Source organism: Candidatus Leptofilum sp., assembly GCF_965223285.1.
Classification (GTDB): Bacteria; Chloroflexota; Anaerolineae; order Promineifilales; family Promineifilaceae; genus Leptofilum.
The window spans coordinates 3870035-3888912 of sequence record NZ_OZ244997.1; the positions used below are offsets into that span (position 1 = coordinate 3870035).

An 18878-nucleotide genomic window follows, 5' to 3' on the forward strand; every position below is an offset into this window, starting at 1 on the left:
GACGCTTTCTGGGGCGTTTAGAGGATGCCTGCCTTCTAACCTTCCTGAAACTAAAAATCTTAGGAGGCACCATGTATTTAACGAAAAAGCTGTTTGGACGATTAATTGTATTTATTTACAGCATCATCGCCTATGTAATTGGGTTAGGCGGTCTCGTCTATTTTATCTTGTTCCTTGGCAACTGGAAATTTTTGCCCCATCAAATTGATTCGGGGGCGACATTGAGCGTTAACCACGCCATATTGATCAATGTGGGGTTGGTTTTAGCGTTTGGTTTGCAGCATTCAGTGATGGCTCGGCCAGCTTTTAAGCAGGTGCTTATGCGGTTCATCCCCAAAGCGGCCGTACGAAGCACTTACGTATTCACCTCAGGGGTGATGATGCTAAGTTTTTGCCTTTTCTGGCAGCCCATTGACGGTGCGCTGTGGATTGTTAAATCCAATCTGGGGCAGGCGGTTTTAACTGCCGGGTATTTGTTTGGCTGGGTTTTTGCCGTTTTGGCCTCGTTTGTCATCAATCATTTTGAGCTGTTTGGCTTGCAGCAGGCGTACCGCAATCTAAGGAACCAGCCAGAGCTGCCTCCCCACTTTACTGAGCGGTTTCTGTACCGATTGGTGCGCCACCCACTCCAACTTGGTGTGCTAATTGGCCTGTGGTCTACGCCAACGATGACGTTCACGCACTTGTTCCTAGCCATTGCTCTAACAATTTACATCTTCATCGGCCTTTATTTTGAGGAAAAAGATTTGAGGGCTTCTTTGGGAGAGGCGTATGAAAATTACCAGCAGCGTGTGCCGAAGGTTATTCCTATACCGGGCTGGCTGTATCGCAACGGCCGTATTGCTAGCCAGAACCGGGGGCGGGATATGCAGGAAACCACACCTTAATTTGACAGCTATCTGATTTACCCTTTAGGGATTGACTACCCCGCTGCTTGCAGGCGGGGTAGTTCATTATCCGGTCAGCATGGTTACGCTGATGCCCACCAACAGACAGGCTACCGTGAACTCAACAAATTTTTGGATGCGCTGGTTGAAAAACCAATCCTGAATTGATTTTGCCGTCACTGAGAGCAAAGAATACCAGCTAATGGTCAAAGCGATTTTGATTAATCCCATCAGTAAAATAATGCTGCTCAACTCTGCGGTTGGCATGTGGTGCGGCAAAATGACGGTATAAAATAAAATTGCTTGGGGGAAGTAGGGGGTCATCAAGCCCATGCCAGTAAAAAAGCTCTTCGCAACCTGGTTGGTTGAGGACAGTTCTTTTTGCGGCTTCTCTTTGGCAAAAAGGCATCTGTACCCGGTTACCAATCCCATCACGAGGATGAAAATTGCGCCGCCTTTCTGATAAAGATGGGCTGTGGGTAAAGATACATTCATGAGGTTGCTGGCGGTAAAAAAGAGCGCAACCGTCACAAAAACGGCCGTTGTCAGCGCACCACCTAAAGCAACGGCCGTTCCAGCTTTACGGCCGTAGCGGGTTGTATTTTGTATGGTCAAAACAGTAACCGGTCCAGGGGAAAGCGTACTCATTACCAGGTACATCACGGGGACAACAAACATTCACAACTCCTATGTAATCTGCATTGAATCATTGTTATAATCGTTTTGTACATACGATAAACTCGAAGCGATCCATTAGCGATCCAAAACAGAAACTAGGTAGTTTGATGACTGATCGACTTGAAGTAAGGTTGCTTGGCGGCGTTACGTTTCTGCTAAAAGGGCAACCTGTTAAAAGCCTGCCAACGCGTGCTTCCCAAGCGTTGATGATTTTTCTCCTTCATCAAAATCGTCCCGTAGAACGAGAGCGTTTGATTGATATGTTTTATCAGGTAAGTACGCCCAAGCAGGCGGCGGCCAATTTCCGCTCGACGCTCTCTCGCCTGCGTCTATTGGCAATGGAAGGAATGCAAAAACAGGCTGCTATCTATGAGCAGACGGGCGATTATTGGGCCGCTTTGCACACCATCAATCAGCTATTGGCGGTTGAGCCGCTGCTGGAAGAAGCGCATCGGGCCAAAATGATGCTGCTGGTGCGTACAGGGCAACGGCCGTAGGCCCAGCCAAAGCCGCCATTCCCATTCTCAGAGAAAATGTCGCTTTGGATGATCTGTTTGACGCTTATAACATTCTGGTAGGCAGCAATCTGGAAATGCGCACCTTCGACGCCATTCCCCAACTGCTAGACGAAATGGAGGCGATTGCTGCCGAAACGCAAAAGCCGGTAATGTTTGGCATGCTGTACGTTTCTCTTTCCTACTACACAGATTTCATGGGAGATGCTGAAAGCGCATTGGGCTACGCGCAGCAGGCGTTGGCCGCGTTCCAGGAGTTAGAAGACACTTATTACGAAGCGATTGTGCTAGACGGCATTGCGCGGCGGCTGTTTAGCTTAAAACGGCCCGATGAGGCGGCTGGTGCCCTGCAAAAAGCGTACGCACTCGCTGCCCAAAACCAGCAGACGTTGACAATGGCCTTTGCCCAAAAAGGACTTGCATCTTACTATCAAAATAAAGGCATGTTGGCTGAGGCGGAGCAGGCGGCCCACATTTGCCGACGCTTATTTACTGAGGTAAACGAACAGCGCAATCTGGTTGAGGTCGATTATATTGAGGCACTCATTGCCTACGCACGTGAGCAATGGCGTGAAATGACCCGATTTATGATTGCCAGCCTGAATCGTGCCCGCGATCAACACATTGCTGCTTATCTGCTCAACAATGTGGTTTATTTGCCTATTTTGCAGTGGCAGCGTGGCGAACAGGCCAAAGCGGTTGCGCTGGTCCAATTTTTACGCGCCCATGAAAAGTTAGATGAGAAGCAAACGGCCGTTTTAGCCAAGGTGGAGGCATTGACGTCTAACATTGATCCCAAAATGAAGCAGGCAGCAGACGTGCTGGCTGCGACAATGAGCCTGGAAAGCATTGTAGATAACTTCTTGCGCGAGGGGTTAAGCTGGTTTGCCTGAGCCAAATGTAAGCTGGCTGCCAACACTGCCTGCGAATCTTTGCTAAACTGAAGGCATGAATAAACTGGTTTTTGTCTACAATGCAGATAGCGGTGTGATCAACTTTATTTTGGATGCGGCCCACAAAATCTTCTCCCCATCCACCTATCCATGCAATTTGTGCGCCCTTACCTACACGCCTACTGGCTTGCCCCGCTGGCGGCGGTTTGTAAAGAGTCTGCCTTTGCCTGCTGAATTTCTGCACAAGGATGAACTGGCGGAACAGTACGGCCTGACGGCCGTTCCCCTGTCGGCCGCCTATTTTTGGGATGGCCACAAGCTACAGGGCTGGATTCCGGCGGAGGAAATGGAACAATTTTCATCGCTGGAGGAGATGATGACGGCCGTTTCCCAAAAACTTCCCCAGACAACCATTCAATCTGCTTAACACGCACGCATCCAAGAATTAGCCACACAGAAAAATTAGAAATTATCAAGGCAGAAGTGACTGTCACCTCGAATTTAGATATTCTCGTGCTTACTCGCCTGTCAGCCCATAGCCAAATGGGAAGAGAGGCTCATTTTCGTCTAGATTGGCAAAGTCGAAAGGCAATTGCTCGATGGTAAGCGGCCAGGTGTAGGGGAGGGTGCCGCTGAACGGCCGTTCCCCAAACAACACATCAGCCACGCCTTGGCCTTCTGTTCCGGGCAGCCAGGCAGCCACCAGGGCATCCCAACTGTCAATGTGATCAGCGATGATGAGCGGGCGACCCGAAATGAGGATAATTACGAGCTGATCGCACGTCTCTTCCATCCGGTTTAACACCCGCAGATCGCCAACGGGCAGCCGCAGATCAGCACTATCACCACGGCCTTCAGCATACGGCCGTTCCCCCACAACCCCGACGCACACAATCTCTTCACCCACAGGCAGATCGTCAAAACGGCCGAATTCATCGTAGATAACGGCCGTGTCTGCTGAAACCGTCGCCTCAATCCCCTGCAAAATTGTGGTTCCGATTGTGCTGGCCCCTTCTTTGCCTTGCCACTCAATCGTCCAGCCACCAGACTGAATACCAATATCATTGGCCGCTTGTCCGCCCACATACAACGTTGGCAGGTCAGCAGACAAAGGCAGCAAGCCCCCCTCGTTTTTAAGCAGCACCTGTGACTGCGCTACCGCCTCGCGGGCCACTGCTCGATGTGCCTCAGACCCTACTTCTGCCAGCAAGGTTGCATCAGAATAGGGGTTTTCAAACAGCCCTAATTCAAACTTCACGGTGAGGATATTGCCCACGGCTTCATCAATTCGCTCCATAGAAATGTCGCCAGCCTCGACGGCTTCCTCCATGGTTTTGATGAAGCGATTGTAATCGTACGGCACCATATTCATATCAACGCCCGCATTGATGGCGATAACCACTGCCTCGTAATAATCATCCGTAATTTGGTCTACACCAGCCCAGTCAGAGACAATGAAGCCATCAAATCCCAGCTCGCCACGCAGCACGTCGCCGATGAGATATTGTTGGGCATGCATCTTCATGCCGCCCCAACTGGAATAAGAGATCATGATATTGCTAGCACCCGCCTCAATGACGGCCGGGTAAGGTGGCAAGTGGATCGTTCGCAGAACCTCTTCATCAACGTCGGTTACCCCTTGGTCAATGTTGTACGTATCCGTAGTGGATGTTCCCCAGACGGCTCCGCCATCCCCAACAAAATGTTTGGGGGTGGCCAACACCGTGTCGGGCGCAGACAGATCGTCTTCCTGAAGACCTTGCAGGTAGGCAACTGCTAAGCTGGTCACCAATTCTGGATTTTCGCTGTAGCCTTCATACGTACGACCCCAGCGAATGTCCTGCGGCACCGAGACTGCCGGGGCGTAATTCCAGTAGATGCCGGTGGCAATCATTTCCAGCGCGGTGATGCGGCCAATCTCGGTCATCAGCTCAGGGTTGTTGGCCGCACCCAGGCCAATGTTGTGAGGGAAGATAACCGTGCCTTCGACGTTGCTGTGTCCATGCACAGCATCAACACCGTAAATGATGGGAATGCCCAGATGGGAATCCAGCGCAGCTGCTTGAAAGCCATCTACCATATCGGCCCAGCTTTCTGGGGAGTTAATGCCCTCAGGATAGCCCCCACCGCCGCTAAGGATGCCCCCAATGCCCAGTTCGGTCACTTTGCTGGGTTGGATACTGTTTTTCTCGATTAACGTCATCTGCCCGATTTTGTCTTCTAGCGACATGCGCGCCAGCAAATCCTCGACACGGGCATCAATAGGTAACTCTGGATTTTTGTAAGGGGCATCGGCAGGCACCGGAATGCGCGTGGGCAGCACGGCGGGTTCAGGCAGTTGGGCCACCACGTCCGTCTGCCCGACTTCAAAGAAGACGAGTTGGCCAAATACGCTGGGGTCCAGGTAGGAAGTGTCGGCTGTGTCCAGAAGTGACCAGATGACTTTCAGGTTGCGGTCAGTTGTGGAAGCTCCGTTGAGGTGTGCCTGAAAGCCAATGACGTTGCCATGCTGGAGCTGAATGTCCCACACGCTATTAGTTAGGGGAACGGCCGTTTCCACAATATACCCTTTCTCGCTTAGCACAACCTGCACTTGGGCTTCGGCCGTTTCGCCTTGTATGCCGCCTAGCACAACTTCTTCAATCGGACGGCCAGCATTAAACGGCGGGATGTTGATTTGCGCCACGCCCTCGGCATATTCTGTAAGATTCAGGTTGTCTGAGGCGTTGATGTAAAACTCAACCGAATCCTCATTCCAATAATTGGTGCCATGCTCGCCGCTAATAATATTGGGGTCCGTCACGTCGGCCATGAAATAAAGAAGTTCCTCGTCAGCCGCCGCCGCAAAGGTGATAGAGGTTGCGCCTTGAACCTCTGCGGCACTTTCAGGCATGAACACCCGTGGTACGTTATTCCAATCGGTTAAATCGCCATCCAAATTAATTTCAACGGGAAAAGGGGCGTAATAGACTTCGCCCGGAAGGCTGGGCAGTGCCAAAAGCGTTTCCCCGTCGGCTGCTTCAGTATTTGTGGCGGGAACGGCCGTTTCCGTTGGGGCAGGGTCTTGATCTTCTCCGCCGCAAGCAATGAGTAAAAACAAAATAGTGATCATGCAAATAGCCAAACGGCCGTGTTCCCAAAAATTCATATCACCTTCCTCAGATTCAAAACCAATGTGGGTGCTTGCAAATGCAAAATTTTAACACCCACTCCAGCAAAAACGAGCCGCCCAGCTTTTTTAATGTTGACGGCACGGTCACAGAGAATGGTCAATTTGTACAAATGCAGCTTGAAGATGCGGCCGCTAGTGGGCCGTGGCGGTAAGGTTCTTTGACTCTTACGCTTAACTGGAACGGCCGTTCAAATAATGCTTCAACCATTGTCCGGTATAGGATGCGTTTACCTGGGCTACATTCTCCGGCGTCCCGGCTGCCACAATCTCGCCACCGCGATGGCCACCCTCCGGCCCCATATCGATCAAATAATCGGCCACTTTAATAATGTCCAAATTATGCTCAATGATGATCACCGTGTTGCCTTTATCTACCAGCTTGTTTAGTGCCACAATCAACTTGGCCACATCGTGCGAATGCAGCCCCACCGACGGCTCATCCAAAATGTAAATGGTGCGTCCCGTCGCAATTTTGCTTAGCTCACGACTCAACTTAATGCGCTGCGCCTCGCCACCGCTCAACGTCGGTGCTGGCTGCCCCAATTTGATGTAGCCCAAGCCCACATCCATCAACGTCTTCAATTTGCGCTTAATCGTTGGCACTTTGGCAAAGAATTCCAGAGCATCTTCCACGCTTAAATCCAGCACCTCAGCGATGTTGAGTTCCTTGTAGCGCACTTGCAGCGTTTCCCGGTTGTAACGCGCCCCGTGGCACACGTCGCACGGTACGTAAATGTCTGGCAAAAACTGCATCTCAATCCGGTTTTGCCCTTGTCCCTGGCACGCCTCACACCGTCCCCCTTTCACGTTGAAGCTAAAACGCCCCGGCTTATAGCCACGGATTTTACTCTCCGGCATACTGGCAAACAGATCGCGGATGGGATTAAACAGATTGGTGTATGTAGCGGGATTAGAGCGGGGCGTACGGCCGATTGGACTCTGATCAATCTCAATCACCTTATCCAAATGCTCCAAACCCTCAATATCCTCATGCTTGCCCGGCACCGCTTTCGATTTGTAGAAATGTTGACTTAGCTTCTTGCTCAAAATCTCTATGAGGAAGGAGCTTTTGCCGCTGCCGCTGACCCCCGTCACGCACACAAACTGTCCCAAAGGAATGCAAATATCCAGTTCCTTCAAATTGTTTTCCCGCGCTCCCCGAATGACGAGCTTCTCGCCCGTACCTTTGCGGCGCTGGTCAGGCAAAGGGATGCCCTGCCGCCCACTGAGGTACGCTCCGGTAAGTGAATTTTCATGGTTCGCAATATAATCTGGAGTTCCTTCGGCAACCACTTCCCCACCATGTGTGCCAGCTCCCGGCCCTAAATCAATCAGCCAGTCGGCGGCACGCATCGTGTCCTCGTCATGCTCCACTACTAGCACCGTGTTGCCCAGGTCGCGCATCCCTTGCAGGGTGCGAATGAGCCGCTCATTGTCCCGCTGGTGCAGGCCAATGCTGGGTTCATCCAACACATACAGCACCCCCATGAGCTGGCTGCCAATCTGCGTGGCCAACCGAATGCGCTGGGCTTCACCGCCGCTCAGCGTGCCAGCCGTGCGATCCAGCGTCAGATAATCCAGCCCCACATTCACCATGAACGACACCCGATCGCCAATTTCTTTTAGAATAGGTTTGGCAATCATGGCTTGCCGTTCGGTAAGCGGACTATTTTGCTCATCGTTCAATTCTGTCACCCAAGGCACGATGTTGAGAACGGGCATCTTGACCACTTCGCTGATGGTTGTGCCTTCGATGTCCACCGCTCGCGCCACGGGCTGCAAGCGCGAGCCGTCACATTCGGGGCAAGGCTGGTTGACCATGAACGCTTCCAGCTTGTCACGCACATAGTCGGAGGTGGATTCGTTGTAGCGTCGCCACAGGTTTGGCACCACGCCCTCATAGTTAGTAAGGTAGCGACGCGGGTCGCCTTGCCGATTTTTGTAGGTCACAATCACCTGCTCGGTGCCACTACCTTGCAGCAAAATGTGCATTTGAGCGTCGGTTAGTTCACGAACGGGTACGTTGGTAGGGATTTCAAAATGTACGGCCGTTGCCTTCAACAATTGCCAGTAATAGCCTGCCTTATCGTCTGTAGGCCAGCCAGCAATCGCCCCATCTTCTAAACTAAGTGACTTATTCGGCACGACCAAATCAGGGTCGATCATCTTGGTGGTGCCCAAGCCCTGGCAGGCTGGGCAAGCCCCGTGTGGGCTGTTAAAGCTGAAGGTGCGCGGCTCGATTTCTGGAATGCTGGTGCCATCATACGGGCAGTAAAGATGTTCAGAATATAGATTGTCCACCGGGTTTTCCACATCGGTTACGTCGTTGATAATTACCAGCCCACTGCCCAGCTGCAGTGCTGTTTCAATCGAGTCGGTTAGGCGGCTCCTGGCTGATTGGGCATCTTCGCTGCTGTCATGCGGGTCGTGCCGCACCACTAGCCGATCCACGACTGCCTCAATGGTGTGGTTTTTGTACCGATCCAGCTCAATCTCATCATCCACCGAGCGGACCTCGCCATTAACCCGCACGCGTACAAAACCAGATTTACGCACGTCCTCGAAGATGCCCTGGTGATGACCTTTGCGGTCGCGAATGAGCGGAGCAAGTACTTGGATACGGCTGTTTTGCGGCATGTGCAGGACGGCGTCTACAATTTGCTCGGCAGATTGCGGCCGTACCGGACGGCCGCATTCCGGACAGTGGGGCACACCCACGCGAGCAAACAGCAGGCGCAGGTAGTCGTAAATCTCGGTGACGGTTCCCACTGTGGAGCGCGGGTTGTGGCTTACGCCCTTTTGGTCAATAGAGACGGCCGGACTAAGCCCTTCAATCTGGTCCACATCCGGCTTTTCCATCTGCCCCAAAAATTGGCGGGCATAGGCCGACAGTGACTCCACGTAACGCCGCTGCCCCTCAGCAAAAATCGTGTCAAAAGCCAACGATGATTTGCCAGAGCCAGACAGTCCCGTGATGACCACCAGCTTATCACGGGGAATCTCTACATCAATATTTTTCAGATTATGGGCACGCGCACCGCGTACGATAATTTTGTCGAGGGACATTGGCTGTTCCGTGTTGCGTAGTGCGTATTTCGTAATCGTTTACGCAATACGCACTACGCAATAAAGTGAGGGCGAGAACCCGTCACGGCGTTTTCAGGGTCTAAAAGCAATCTACAATTCTAACACGCAGGGGAAGGTACGACCATTAATATTTTGTTATTTTGGTAATCCTCACAACAAAAAAGACCATCCCCAAGGATGGCCTTCTTCACGCTAAGATCAATGGTGCAGTAAACTATTTTTTGATTAAGCTGCCCACATAAAGCAAAATGACAGCGCCGACGATGGCCGTAACAAGCGAGCCAATGAAGCCCCCGGCTTCAAGCCCAAGCAGGCCAAATACCCAGCCGCCAATCACACCGCCAATAATGCCAACAACAATATTACCAATCAGCCCAAAGCCACCTCCGCGCATAATCTTGCCAGCTGCCCAACCCGCGATTGCACCTAAAATTAACCAAAGAACGAATGACATTTTCTGCCTCCTTGTTAAAGCAGTTGCGAGAGCTATTTGCTTAGCTCTCTCTTATAAGATATGAACCCTTACGCATAAGACACTGCTTAAGTTGTGCGGGTCACCTTGTTGAGACCACGGGGTGCTTCGGTGTTGTATCCCTTAACGCGGGTGAGATGGTAACTAAACAGCTGCGCAGGAATGATGCTGACCAGCGGCGAGAGCCATTCTGGCAAATCAGCAGGCAGGGAAATGGGTGAAGTTGCCAGCATCAGCATTGACGTATCGTTGCTGATGATGAGCAGTTCCGCTTGCTTCTCGTCGGCCAATTTTTGCAGCAGGTCATGTAAATCGGCCAAAATAGCCCCGGCGGGGGCGACGGCCATCACCGGGAAGCCACGATCGACGACGGCGATGGGGCCGTGCCGAAAATCGGCGGAAGAGTAGGGTTCGGCAACGATGTAGGTAAGCTCTTTCAGCTTGAGTGACCATTCAAAGGCGGTGGCGTAGTTGTAGCCGCGCCCCAGCACCACACAGTGCTGCATGGTGCGGTAACGTTGAGCCAGTTGACCAATAGATTTGTCGTGCGCCAACACGGCCGTTCCCCATTCCCCCAATCGCTCAATCAACCCAAACATCTCGCTGGATTGTCGCCAAGCGGCAGAGAGCATGGCGATGGCCAGCAGTTGGCTGGTGTAGGTTTTGGTGGCAGCCACAGCCGTTTCTAATCCTGCATGAATATTGATGACAAAATCGGCCGTTTGCGCTAGTGGGGAATCTGGTTCGTTGGTAATGGCCAATGTTGGGTTCCCTTGCCGCTTGCCTTCGGCAACCACGTTGACAATGTCGGGGGATTGGCCAGATTGGGAAATGCCAATGACCAATGCGCCGCGCAGCTTGGGCGGCTGTTGGTAAAGGCTAAAAAGGGACGGGGTTGCTAGCGTGACGGGCAGTTGGTTTTTGGCTCCCCACAAATAGCTGGCATACCGGGCGGCATTGTCTGACGTGCCGCGTGCGGCAATGAAGGCGTGATGAATTTTGTCTAACGGTATGGCCTGGGTGATTGCTTGAACCACATCCAAATTTTGCTGATAGCTGTGCTGCCAAACGGCCGTTTGTTCGTGAATCTCAGCGTGTAATGACATTCTTTTATCCTTGCCACAGAGGGCACAGAGTAAAAAGAGAAAAAAACCGCCTAACCCTCTGTGTTCTCTGTGGCTAAATTCTTTTGGTAAACGATTTGCCCACCGATGATTGTTGAGTGTACTTGAAGCTCAGGGGTAAGCAGTGCCAGATCGGCGTCTTTGCCGGGGGCGATGCGCCCTTTATGCGGCAGGTTTAGCAGGTCGGCGGGGATGCTGGTGATGGTGGGTAACGCTTCGGCCAGGGTGCAGCCAGTGTAGGTGATGAGATTGCGTACGGCCGTATCCATTGCCAAAATGCTGCCTGCTAGCGTGCCATCGGGCAACCGTGCCGTTGTTTCATCTACCGTCACGTCAAAATCGCCCAGCCGGTAGCTGCCGGGCGGCATCCCCAGTGCGGCCATGGCGTCGGTGACAAGATTGAGACGGTCGTTTCCTACCAATTCCCACACCATTTTTACCAGTGCCGGATGAACATGCTCGCCGTCCACAATCAGGCCAATAGTGGCGCGATCATCTGCCAGCAACGCGCCTAGCAGCCCCAGTTCCCGGTGATGCAGCGATGGCATGGCGTTAAACAGGTGCGTGCCGTAGCGGATGCCCGCGTCGAAGCCATCTGTTGCTTGGGCAAAGGTTGCGGTGGAATGCCCTGCGCTGACCACAACATTTTGCTGCTTCAAAACGTTAACAACGTCTAATGCGCCAGCCAGTTCGGGGGCAAGCGTCACTAGCCGTACGCCTGCTTCTGGCGACCAATTTGCAACGGCCGTTTCTGTTGGCAATTGCAAATAGTTTGGATTGTGGGCCCCTTTTTTGGCCGGATTGAGGAAGGGGCCTTCGATATGAAGTCCCAGCGGCGTTGCCCCAGAAAATCCAGCAGGGGGCTGCTGCAAAACCGCCATGGCTGCTGTTGAACTGGCTAACGGTGCGGTGATGATTGTGGGCAAAAAGCTAGTGACGCCGTAGCTGGGCAGATATGCTGCCACAGGCCAAATCGTATGGGGATCCTCAGTAAAATCGTGCCCCATTGCCCCATTTAGCTGCAAATCTATAAAGCCGGGCACGAGGTGCAGCCCGGTGCCATCGATGCGGTGTGCAGCTTCGGGCGGTTCCATCTGCTTGGCTGAGGCGATGGCTTGGATACGGCCGTCCGCTACCAAAACCGCCCCGTCTTCAATGACTTCATCTGGCGCATAAACTGTGGTGTGTTGAATGCAAATCATTAGAAAGTAATTCGGTAATTGAGTAATTACCAAATTACTCAATTACAATAAACTGATTACTGACTTACCGATTACTGATTACTGACAACCCATGCCCAAACCCATACAACTCTCCTACCTGCACCGGCAGCTTACCCTGGAACGGAATCTCGCCAAAAATAGCGGCGGCGAGGGCGTGCATGGCAGCGGGCAAAATGGAATAGATGCAAATGTGCGTTTGGGCATGCGGATAGACGGTAAGATCGTAAGGTGTGCGTAAGGCGACGGTAATGGTGGGTACGGCCGTTGCCAAAAGCTCCTTGACCAAATCTGCCTGCCTCTCGCCCATCGAGGCACTGATTGTACCAACAATGAGCAGATCATAGTTGCTGGCTTTGTCTCGCAGGCCGGCGATTTCGCTTTCGGTAGGCGGGTGGCTGGTGATAAATTCGTCTACATGAGGGTGATGGGCACGAACGACCGTTGCTAGCGTCGGCGTAATAAATGAAGAGGTGTCAGCAGGCGTTAAATCTTTCGGCTGGGGCATGATGACGGCAATGAGAGCCGCAGAATCCAAACGTAAAGGCAGCAGCCCAGCCTCATCACGCACCAGCGTTACGGAACGGTTGGCTACCGTCTGCGCCAGTTTTTGGTGTTCAGTGCAGGCCACCACGTCCAGCGAGGGCTGTGGCGTCTGACCCACCCACTGCTTGAGCGCCATGATTCGCGCCAGCGACGGTTTTAGGTGGGATTCATCAATTAGTTCACGGCTGTAGGCGAGCTGCAAGCCAGCGTAGAGACGCTCTTGCACTTCTTCGCTCTTGGTTAGCAGCAGCAAATCCACTTCGGCACGAACGGCCGTAATCACATCCACAATTTGCCCTGCTCCCTGCGAAATGGCGCCCATGTCCAGCGCGTCGGTAATGACGATGCCGTTAAAGCCAAGCTCATCCCGTACAAAATCGCGCATTACTTTTCTGGAAAGCGTCGCCGGCATCTCACGATTGCCTGTGAGGGCCGGGATAGAAAAATGGCCGGTCATCACTAATTTGGCACCAGCGGCGATGCTGGATTGAAACGGCCGTAGCTCTTTTCGCGCTAGACGCTCCCGGCTGTGATCAATCAGCGGCATGCTGTAATGAGAATCAACTTTAGTGCCCCCCTTTCCAGGGAAATGTTTAATCGTCGCTGCGACGCCTTCCGCCTGCATCCCTTCCACAAAAGCGGCTGCCAACGTTGCTGCCAGCTCAGGCTCGTCGCTAAATGCACGTGCACCACAGGCTGGATTGTTGGGATTGGTATTGATGTCACAGTTGGGGGCATAGTTGACGTTGATGCCCAGGGCTGCCAGTTCACGGCCCATTGCTTGCCCCACTTGGCGGGTTAGTTGGGCATCGCCCGTTGCCCCCAAGGCCATATTGCCGGGAAAGAGGGTTGTCTCTTCACCCAGAGCGTTAAGCTGCCCCCCTTCCTGGTCTGTGGCAATGATGAGCGGCGGCTGGTTGGTTTGCTGGGCGATATTTTGCAATTCGGCCGTTAGTTCCCGCAATTGTGCTGGTGATTGCACATTCAATGGTCGGAAAATGGAAAACCCGGCTGGATTCCGATCTTCAATCCATTCCCGAATGCGGGCTGGCACATGGTACCCTTCAAATGCCAGCATAAACTTGTAACCCAACTTGTCTTTCATTAACAGTTCACCATTTCCGATTCCTAATTTTTATCCCTTCACAGACCCCGCAAGCAGCCCCCGAACAAAGTAACGCTGCAAAGAAAAGAAGACAATCAGCGGGATGATCATCGTTAAAAATGCCCCGGCAGTCAGCAAATGCCACGCTTCACCTTTAGTGCCAACCATTGCCGACAGCCGTGATGTAACAATTGCCACATCCGGGTTGGTTCCTAAAAAGACCAAGGCCACCAGCAAATCGTTCCACACCCACAAAAATTGAAAGATGGCAAATGAGGCGATGGCCGGAACGGACAGCGGCAGCACCAGTCGCGTAAAGGCGGTGTAGTGGGATGCACCGTCAATGAAAGCGGACTCAAAAAGCTCCGTGGGTAGCTGCGAGATGTAGCTGTAGAGTAGGTAGATAGCCAATGGCAAGCCAAAGCCCGTATGCGCTAGCCAGGTGCCCAAGAATGTGCCATTTAGCTCTAAATCAGTGTAGAGGCGCAGGACGGGAATGAGCGCCATTTGCAGCGGGACGACCAGCAGGCCAACTACTACGGCAAAGAGCCAATCTCGGCCGGGAAAGCGCATCCAGGCGAAGGCATAGGCGGCAAATGCAGCGAGGGTAATGGGGATGACGGTGGCGGGAATGGTGATGATTAGGCTGTTGATGAAGGCGTTGAGCATGCCATCTGCGGTGAGGACAGTGCTGTAATTTTCGAGCGTCCATTGGCTGAACTCAAAGGGGTGGATGAATGCTGTCCACCAGCCAGTAGTGCGAATTTCGTTGGCGGTGCGGAATGAACTGACGAACATGCCGACTGTTGGTAATGTCCACAAGAAGCAGATGATAAATACGGCCGTTCGTACTGGTGCCTTCTGTAAAAATTTCTGTACGGCATTGGTTTGCCGAGCTTGTGAGTAAGTTGTCATAATTCCCTCTTTTCGGTAATCGGTTTACTGCTTACCGATTTATCCCTTGTTGGCGCAAATTGCGGATGTTTATCACCATAATGGGCACAACGACGATTAGCAGAATGACCGCCAGTGAGCTGGCGCGGCCAAAGTTGCGAAAGTTAAACATCTCCACAAACATGCGATTGGCTATCACTTCCGTATCGAATTTGCCGCTGGTCATGACAAATACAATGTCAAACACCTTGAGGATGGCAATAAAGATAGTGGTGCCAACGGTGATAATTGCGCCTTGAATCATCGGGATGATAACGCGGAAGAAAATTTGCAGCTCAGAAGCACCATCCATGCGGGCTGCTTCCAGCACTTCGCCCGGCACGCCCTTCAGGGCAGCGGAGAGTACCACCATAGCAAAGCCCGTTTGTAGCCAGACCATAATGACGATGAGGGCATAGGTATTGAAGCTAGTTTCAATTAGCCAAGGTATTGGCTCTAGCCCAAAGCTAGTAACCAGGGCATTGAGTAAGCCTATTTGGGCACGGTCTCCGGGTTGCCAAGCGTAAACAAATTTCCAGATGACGCTGGCGCCTACAAAGGAAATTGCCAGCGGTAAAAAGATGAATGATTTGGCCAATGCTTCACGCTTCACGCGGTCTACCAGGGTGGCAATGATAAGACCAATGGCTACGCTGCCGCCTGTGCCAATGATGAGCCAAAGCAGGTTGTTGCGGAAGGCAACGCGCATGTCTGGACTGGTGAGGGCGAACTGGTAATTTTGTAAACCAACGGCCGTTAAACTAAAGATACGCTGCTCACGCTCACTGTCGGGGTCGGTAATAGTTTTGGGGCGCACGACTAACCAAACGTTTCGTTCGTTGGCGGTTACGCTGGCCAGTTCAAACTGATCGGTATCAATAAGATAGCGATTAAAGATAAGGTCATCAGCATCAGCTACCAGATCGGTGGCAATGCTGTCCGACGCCCAATATCGTTCTGGTACGACCTCTGGAATGTTGAGAATATCTTCTGAGAAGCTTGTGTAGAGTGTGTTGAAGACGGGGTAGATAAGATAAGTGGCCAGCAACAATATGGCCGGGCCAACAAAGACAAACGGCCGTAACCGTTCACGCAAACCGAATGGCAGCCGCCCAATCAAATCATTTGCTACCCAAAACAGTATCCACACCCCACCGATGCCGACGATGAGGGCAACGGCCGTAATCATCAACTTGCCGGTAAGTGGATCTAAACCAACTTCCTGTAAAGATGCTAGAGCTGAATCCAGCCCCAGCCGTGTATAAATCGTAAGCAAAAGCTGTTCTGGCGCCTCTTTGTCTCGCATGAAGCCAATGCTCCAGCGCAGCACAAAGTAAACAGCCGCAGCAATGCCCAAGGATAAAGCAGCCCGCCCCAAATTTGTGAACTGATTTCCTTCTTGCTGAGGAGGTGAGGCATATTGCCCAGCCATGAGATTATCCTTCTTCCCGTGTAGGGGCGGTTCGCGAACCGCCCCTACATTACATGATGATTATGGGTTAATTTTCTGACCAGCTATCTTCAATTTGCTGGAGAACAGTTTCCGTGTCGGCACCGCCAACCCAATCCACCATGCCGCTCCAGAAGGTGCCTGCGCCAACTTCGGCGGGCATCAAATCAGAAGCATCAAAACGGAGGGTCGTTGCACCTTGCAAAATCTCTGCCTGACCTTGATCGACGTAGCTAGCGTACCAGTCAGTTGGTACACTGCGGTTGGGGGAGATGAAGCCACCCGCCTCAACCCAGCCTTTGGCAGCATCAGCTGTTGCCAGATATTCAATGACGGCCAGCACTTCGGGCCGGTCGCTGAAAGCTGCAAACACATCACCACCACCGAGTACGGGACGGCCGTATTCCTCATCAATTGGCGGCAGATAGAAGAACGAGCTATCGACGCCTGCTTCTGTACCTTCCGGCCAGAAGTCAGGAATCCAGCCTGCCTGGCGGTGCATCCAGCATTGTGGCCCAGCTTCATCAAACATTGGGGTTTGCGTATCGCCTACCCAAATGGTGAGGATGCCGGTGGTGCCACCGTAAACGTAATCTTCATTGAACCAGATGTCGCCGACAATGTTAGCCGCATTCACAATTTCTGGTGCATTAAACGGGATTTCATGATTGACCCATTGGTCGTATACCTCTGGAGAGGCGGTGCGAAGCAATACGTCTTCGATCCAGTCGGTAGCAACCCAACCCGTTACGCCACCGTGCTCCATGCTGACGCACCAGGGCGTGCCGCCGTCGGCCACAATTTGGTCACTAAGGGCAATCATCTCATCCCAGGTTTCGGGAACCTCGTATCCGGCATCTTCAAACGCCTGAACAGGATACCAAACAATGCTCTTTGTGCTGGCGCGGAAGAACACACCAGAAAGCTGATCGTCAATGGTGGCTAAATTGATCCACGCATCGCTGTAATCAGCAGCGAGCTGATCGGTGTTGATAGTAGCACCCAAATCAACGACGGAACCTTCGCGCACGAACTCGGCCAGCAAACCCGGCTGCGGGAAGCCCGCAATGTCGGGGGCGTCGCCGCCCTCTACCCGCACGGTGATGAGCGTTTCAAACTCGGAAGAGCCTTCGTATTTGATGTCGATGCCAGTACGTTCTTCAAAATCGGCTAGCGTGTTGACGAAGCTTTCTTCTTCTCCCTCGGTCCATTTGCCAAAGATTGTTACTTCTGTGCCGTCGAACTCACCGGCTTCGGCACGTTCCAGATATTCATAGCCGCCTGCATCTTCAGCAGCTTCCTCTTCTTCAGCTTCAGCATCACCTGTGCCGCCTAGACCCGTTTCTGCATCTGGCCAACTGGCTTCAATTTGGGCAAATACGTCTTCTGTATCTGCACCACCTACCCAATCCACCATGCCGCTCCAGAAGGTGCCTGCACCGACTTCGGCGGGCATCAGATCAGAGGCGTCAAAGCGGAGGGTGGTTGCGCCCTGCAAAATTTCTGCCTGCGCCTGGTCAACGTAATTGGCGTACCAGTCGGCAGGCACGTTGCGGTTAGGGGAGATAAACCCACCAGATTTCACCCATACTTCAGCTCCTTCGGGCAAAGAGAGGTATTCCATGAGAGCGGCCGTTTCTGGGCGCGTGTTGAAGGCGGAGAAAACATCGCCACCACCCAAAACCGGGTTGCCGTAAGCTGGGTCAATTGGTGGCAAATAGAAGAATGAGCTGTCTACGCCCGGTTCCGTACCTTCTGGCCAGAAGTCAGGAATCCAGCCAGCCTGGCGGTGCATCCAACATTGCGGCCCCGCTTCATCAAACATCGGGGTTTGCGTGTCGCCCACCCAAATCGTCAGGATGCCAGTGGTGCCGCCGTAAACGTAATCTTCATTGAACCAGATGTCGCCAACGACATTGGCTGCGTTGACAACGGCCGGATCGTTGAACGGAATCTCATGGTTCACCCATTGGTCGTAAGTTTCTGGTGGTGCGGTGCGCAGCAGCGCATCTTCGATCCAGTCGGTAGCAACCCAACCCGTTACGCCACCGTGCTCCATGCTAACGCACCAAGGAGTTCCGCCGTCAGCGACAATTTGGTCGCTCAGAGCAATCATTTCATCCCAGGTTTGGGGAACTTCGTAGCCAGCATCTTCAAATGCTTGCACCGGGTACCAAACAATGCTCTTGGTACTGGCGCGGTAGAAAACGCCAGAAAGCTGATTATTGACGGTTGCCAAATTGATCCAGGCGTCGCTGTAGTTGGCACTGAGTTCGTCGGTGTTCAAAAATTCAGCATGATCCGGAATGGCACCTTCGCGTACAAATTGAGCCATGAGGCCAGGTTGGGGGAAGCCCGCGATGTCTGGAGCGTCGCCACCTTCCACGCGCACGGTGATGAGCGTTTCAAATTCAGATGATCCTTCGTACTTTACGTCGATGCCGGTGGCTTCTTCAAATGGGGCCAAAGCGGCAACAAAGCTTTCGCCTTCTGCCTCAGTCCATTTACCAAAGACGGTTACTTCATTGCCAGAAAATTCGCCAGCTTTGGCGCGTTCCAGGAAGGAACCAGCAGCTTCATCGGCCATCTCTTCATCGCCAGAGTCGGACAGTTCTTCGTCCATTTCATCGGTTGTTTCGGTCGTTTCTGTTGTCGTGTCTGTATCAGCTTCTGTGTTAGCTTCGTTATCGTTGGCTTGCGGACGTTCGCCACAAGCAATTACAAATAGGGCTATCAGAGCAAACAAGAAAAATAAAGTTAACTTGCGCATTAAAATCTCTCCTTCAAGCTACCTTT

At 52.5% G+C, this 18878-nt stretch carries 14 protein-coding genes and 1 pseudogene; 5 read left to right on the forward strand and 10 right to left on the reverse strand.

Going from position 1 to position 18878, the window contains the following annotated elements; translation table 11 throughout:
• Positions 1-71 precede the first annotated feature (71 nt).
• Entirely contained in the window at positions 72-887 is an 816-nt protein-coding gene (locus tag ACOQPU_RS17445; protein ID WP_420641105.1) for a methyltransferase family protein, read from the forward strand.
• Between the two features lie 66 nt (positions 888-953).
• On the opposite strand, the gene ACOQPU_RS17450 is transcribed toward ACOQPU_RS17445, so the two are convergent.
• Entirely contained in the window at positions 954-1565 is a 612-nt protein-coding gene (locus tag ACOQPU_RS17450) for a LysE family translocator (RefSeq protein WP_420641106.1), read from the reverse strand.
• Positions 1566-1672: 107 nt separating this feature from the next.
• Here ACOQPU_RS17450 and ACOQPU_RS17455 point away from each other — a divergent pair, with 107 nt between their 5' ends.
• The 3 genes from ACOQPU_RS17455 to ACOQPU_RS17465 are packed head-to-tail and all read left to right on the forward strand — an operon-like array spanning position 1673 to position 3400.
• The gene (locus ACOQPU_RS17455) at positions 1673-2062 is read left to right on the forward strand and encodes a BTAD domain-containing putative transcriptional regulator (RefSeq protein WP_420641107.1); all 390 of its coding nucleotides are present in this window, start codon (positions 1673-1675) and stop codon (positions 2060-2062) included.
• Positions 2063-2106: 44 nt separating this feature from the next.
• Positions 2107-2973 (forward strand): hypothetical protein, encoded by an 867-nt coding sequence (locus ACOQPU_RS17460; protein WP_420641108.1) that lies wholly within the window; start codon positions 2107-2109, stop codon positions 2971-2973.
• Between the two features lie 55 nt (positions 2974-3028).
• A complete protein-coding gene (locus tag ACOQPU_RS17465) occupies positions 3029-3400 on the forward strand; it encodes a hypothetical protein (protein WP_420641109.1) in 372 nt (123 codons plus the stop codon).
• A 90-nt stretch (positions 3401-3490) separates the two neighbouring features.
• Here ACOQPU_RS17465 and ACOQPU_RS17470 read toward each other — a convergent pair whose 3' ends face one another.
• Complete coding sequence (locus ACOQPU_RS17470) at positions 3491-6121, reverse strand: glycoside hydrolase family 3 N-terminal domain-containing protein (RefSeq protein WP_420641110.1); 2631 nt, start codon at positions 6119-6121, stop codon at positions 3491-3493.
• A gap of 41 nt (positions 6122-6162) precedes the next feature.
• Between ACOQPU_RS17470 and ACOQPU_RS17475 the strand changes: the two genes are divergently transcribed.
• Positions 6163-6297 carry a hypothetical protein gene (locus ACOQPU_RS17475; protein ID WP_420641111.1) on the forward strand — a complete coding sequence of 45 codons (135 nt, stop codon included), beginning with the start codon at positions 6163-6165 and terminating at the stop codon, positions 6295-6297.
• 19 nt (positions 6298-6316) lie between these two features.
• Here ACOQPU_RS17475 and uvrA read toward each other — a convergent pair whose 3' ends face one another.
• The 8 genes and pseudogenes from uvrA to ACOQPU_RS17515 all read right to left on the reverse strand — a co-directional run bounded on the left by uvrA (position 6317) and on the right by ACOQPU_RS17515 (position 18852).
• The gene (uvrA, locus tag ACOQPU_RS17480) at positions 6317-9211 is read right to left on the reverse strand and encodes an excinuclease ABC subunit UvrA (RefSeq protein WP_420641112.1); all 2895 of its coding nucleotides are present in this window, start codon (positions 9209-9211) and stop codon (positions 6317-6319) included.
• A gap of 235 nt (positions 9212-9446) precedes the next feature.
• Positions 9447-9686 (reverse strand): GlsB/YeaQ/YmgE family stress response membrane protein, encoded by a 240-nt coding sequence (locus tag ACOQPU_RS17485; protein WP_420641113.1) that lies wholly within the window; start codon positions 9684-9686, stop codon positions 9447-9449.
• A gap of 86 nt (positions 9687-9772) precedes the next feature.
• Positions 9773-10810, reverse strand: coding sequence for an SIS domain-containing protein (locus ACOQPU_RS17490; RefSeq protein ID WP_420641114.1), 1038 nt, complete (start codon positions 10808-10810; stop codon positions 9773-9775).
• A gap of 50 nt (positions 10811-10860) precedes the next feature.
• On the reverse strand, positions 10861-12030 hold the full coding sequence (gene nagA / locus ACOQPU_RS17495) for an N-acetylglucosamine-6-phosphate deacetylase (RefSeq protein WP_420641115.1): 1170 nt from the start codon (positions 12028-12030) through the stop codon (positions 10861-10863).
• Positions 12031-12094: 64 nt separating this feature from the next.
• On the reverse strand, positions 12095-13699 hold the full coding sequence (locus ACOQPU_RS17500; RefSeq protein WP_420641116.1) for a glycoside hydrolase family 3 protein: 1605 nt from the start codon (positions 13697-13699) through the stop codon (positions 12095-12097).
• A gap of 30 nt (positions 13700-13729) precedes the next feature.
• Positions 13730-14614, reverse strand: a complete 885-nt coding sequence (locus tag ACOQPU_RS17505; RefSeq protein ID WP_420641117.1) for a carbohydrate ABC transporter permease — start codon at positions 14612-14614, stop codon at positions 13730-13732.
• Between the two features lie 31 nt (positions 14615-14645).
• Positions 14646-15383: pseudogene (locus tag ACOQPU_RS17510) on the reverse strand (carbohydrate ABC transporter permease); the annotation flags it as partial.
• A gap of 748 nt (positions 15384-16131) precedes the next feature.
• Complete coding sequence (locus ACOQPU_RS17515) at positions 16132-18852, reverse strand: ABC transporter substrate-binding protein (RefSeq protein ID WP_420641118.1); 2721 nt, start codon at positions 18850-18852, stop codon at positions 16132-16134.
• Between the last annotated feature and the right edge of the window lie 26 nt (positions 18853-18878).

Excerpts from the sequence above, each read along its gene's own strand:
- ACOQPU_RS17445 (WP_420641105.1), top strand. The coding sequence starts at position 72 with ATGTATTTAACGAAAAAGCTGTTTGGACGATTAATTGTATTTATTTAC.
- ACOQPU_RS17450 (WP_420641106.1), bottom strand. The coding sequence starts at position 1,565 with ATGTTTGTTGTCCCCGTGATGTACCTGGTAATGAGTACGCTTTCCCCT.
- ACOQPU_RS17455 (WP_420641107.1), top strand. The coding sequence starts at position 1,673 with ATGACTGATCGACTTGAAGTAAGGTTGCTTGGCGGCGTTACGTTTCTG.
- ACOQPU_RS17465 (WP_420641109.1), top strand. The coding sequence starts at position 3,029 with ATGAATAAACTGGTTTTTGTCTACAATGCAGATAGCGGTGTGATCAAC.
- ACOQPU_RS17470 (WP_420641110.1), bottom strand. The coding sequence starts at position 6,121 with ATGAATTTTTGGGAACACGGCCGTTTGGCTATTTGCATGATCACTATT.
- ACOQPU_RS17475 (WP_420641111.1), top strand. The coding sequence starts at position 6,163 with ATGCAAAATTTTAACACCCACTCCAGCAAAAACGAGCCGCCCAGCTTT.
- uvrA (WP_420641112.1), bottom strand. The coding sequence starts at position 9,211 with ATGTCCCTCGACAAAATTATCGTACGCGGTGCGCGTGCCCATAATCTG.
- ACOQPU_RS17485 (WP_420641113.1), bottom strand. The coding sequence starts at position 9,686 with ATGTCATTCGTTCTTTGGTTAATTTTAGGTGCAATCGCGGGTTGGGCA.
- ACOQPU_RS17490 (WP_420641114.1), bottom strand. The coding sequence starts at position 10,810 with ATGTCATTACACGCTGAGATTCACGAACAAACGGCCGTTTGGCAGCAC.
- nagA (WP_420641115.1), bottom strand. The coding sequence starts at position 12,030 with ATGATTTGCATTCAACACACCACAGTTTATGCGCCAGATGAAGTCATT.
- ACOQPU_RS17500 (WP_420641116.1), bottom strand. The coding sequence starts at position 13,699 with ATGAAAGACAAGTTGGGTTACAAGTTTATGCTGGCATTTGAAGGGTAC.
- ACOQPU_RS17505 (WP_420641117.1), bottom strand. The coding sequence starts at position 14,614 with ATGACAACTTACTCACAAGCTCGGCAAACCAATGCCGTACAGAAATTT.
- ACOQPU_RS17515 (WP_420641118.1), bottom strand. The coding sequence starts at position 18,852 with ATGCGCAAGTTAACTTTATTTTTCTTGTTTGCTCTGATAGCCCTATTT.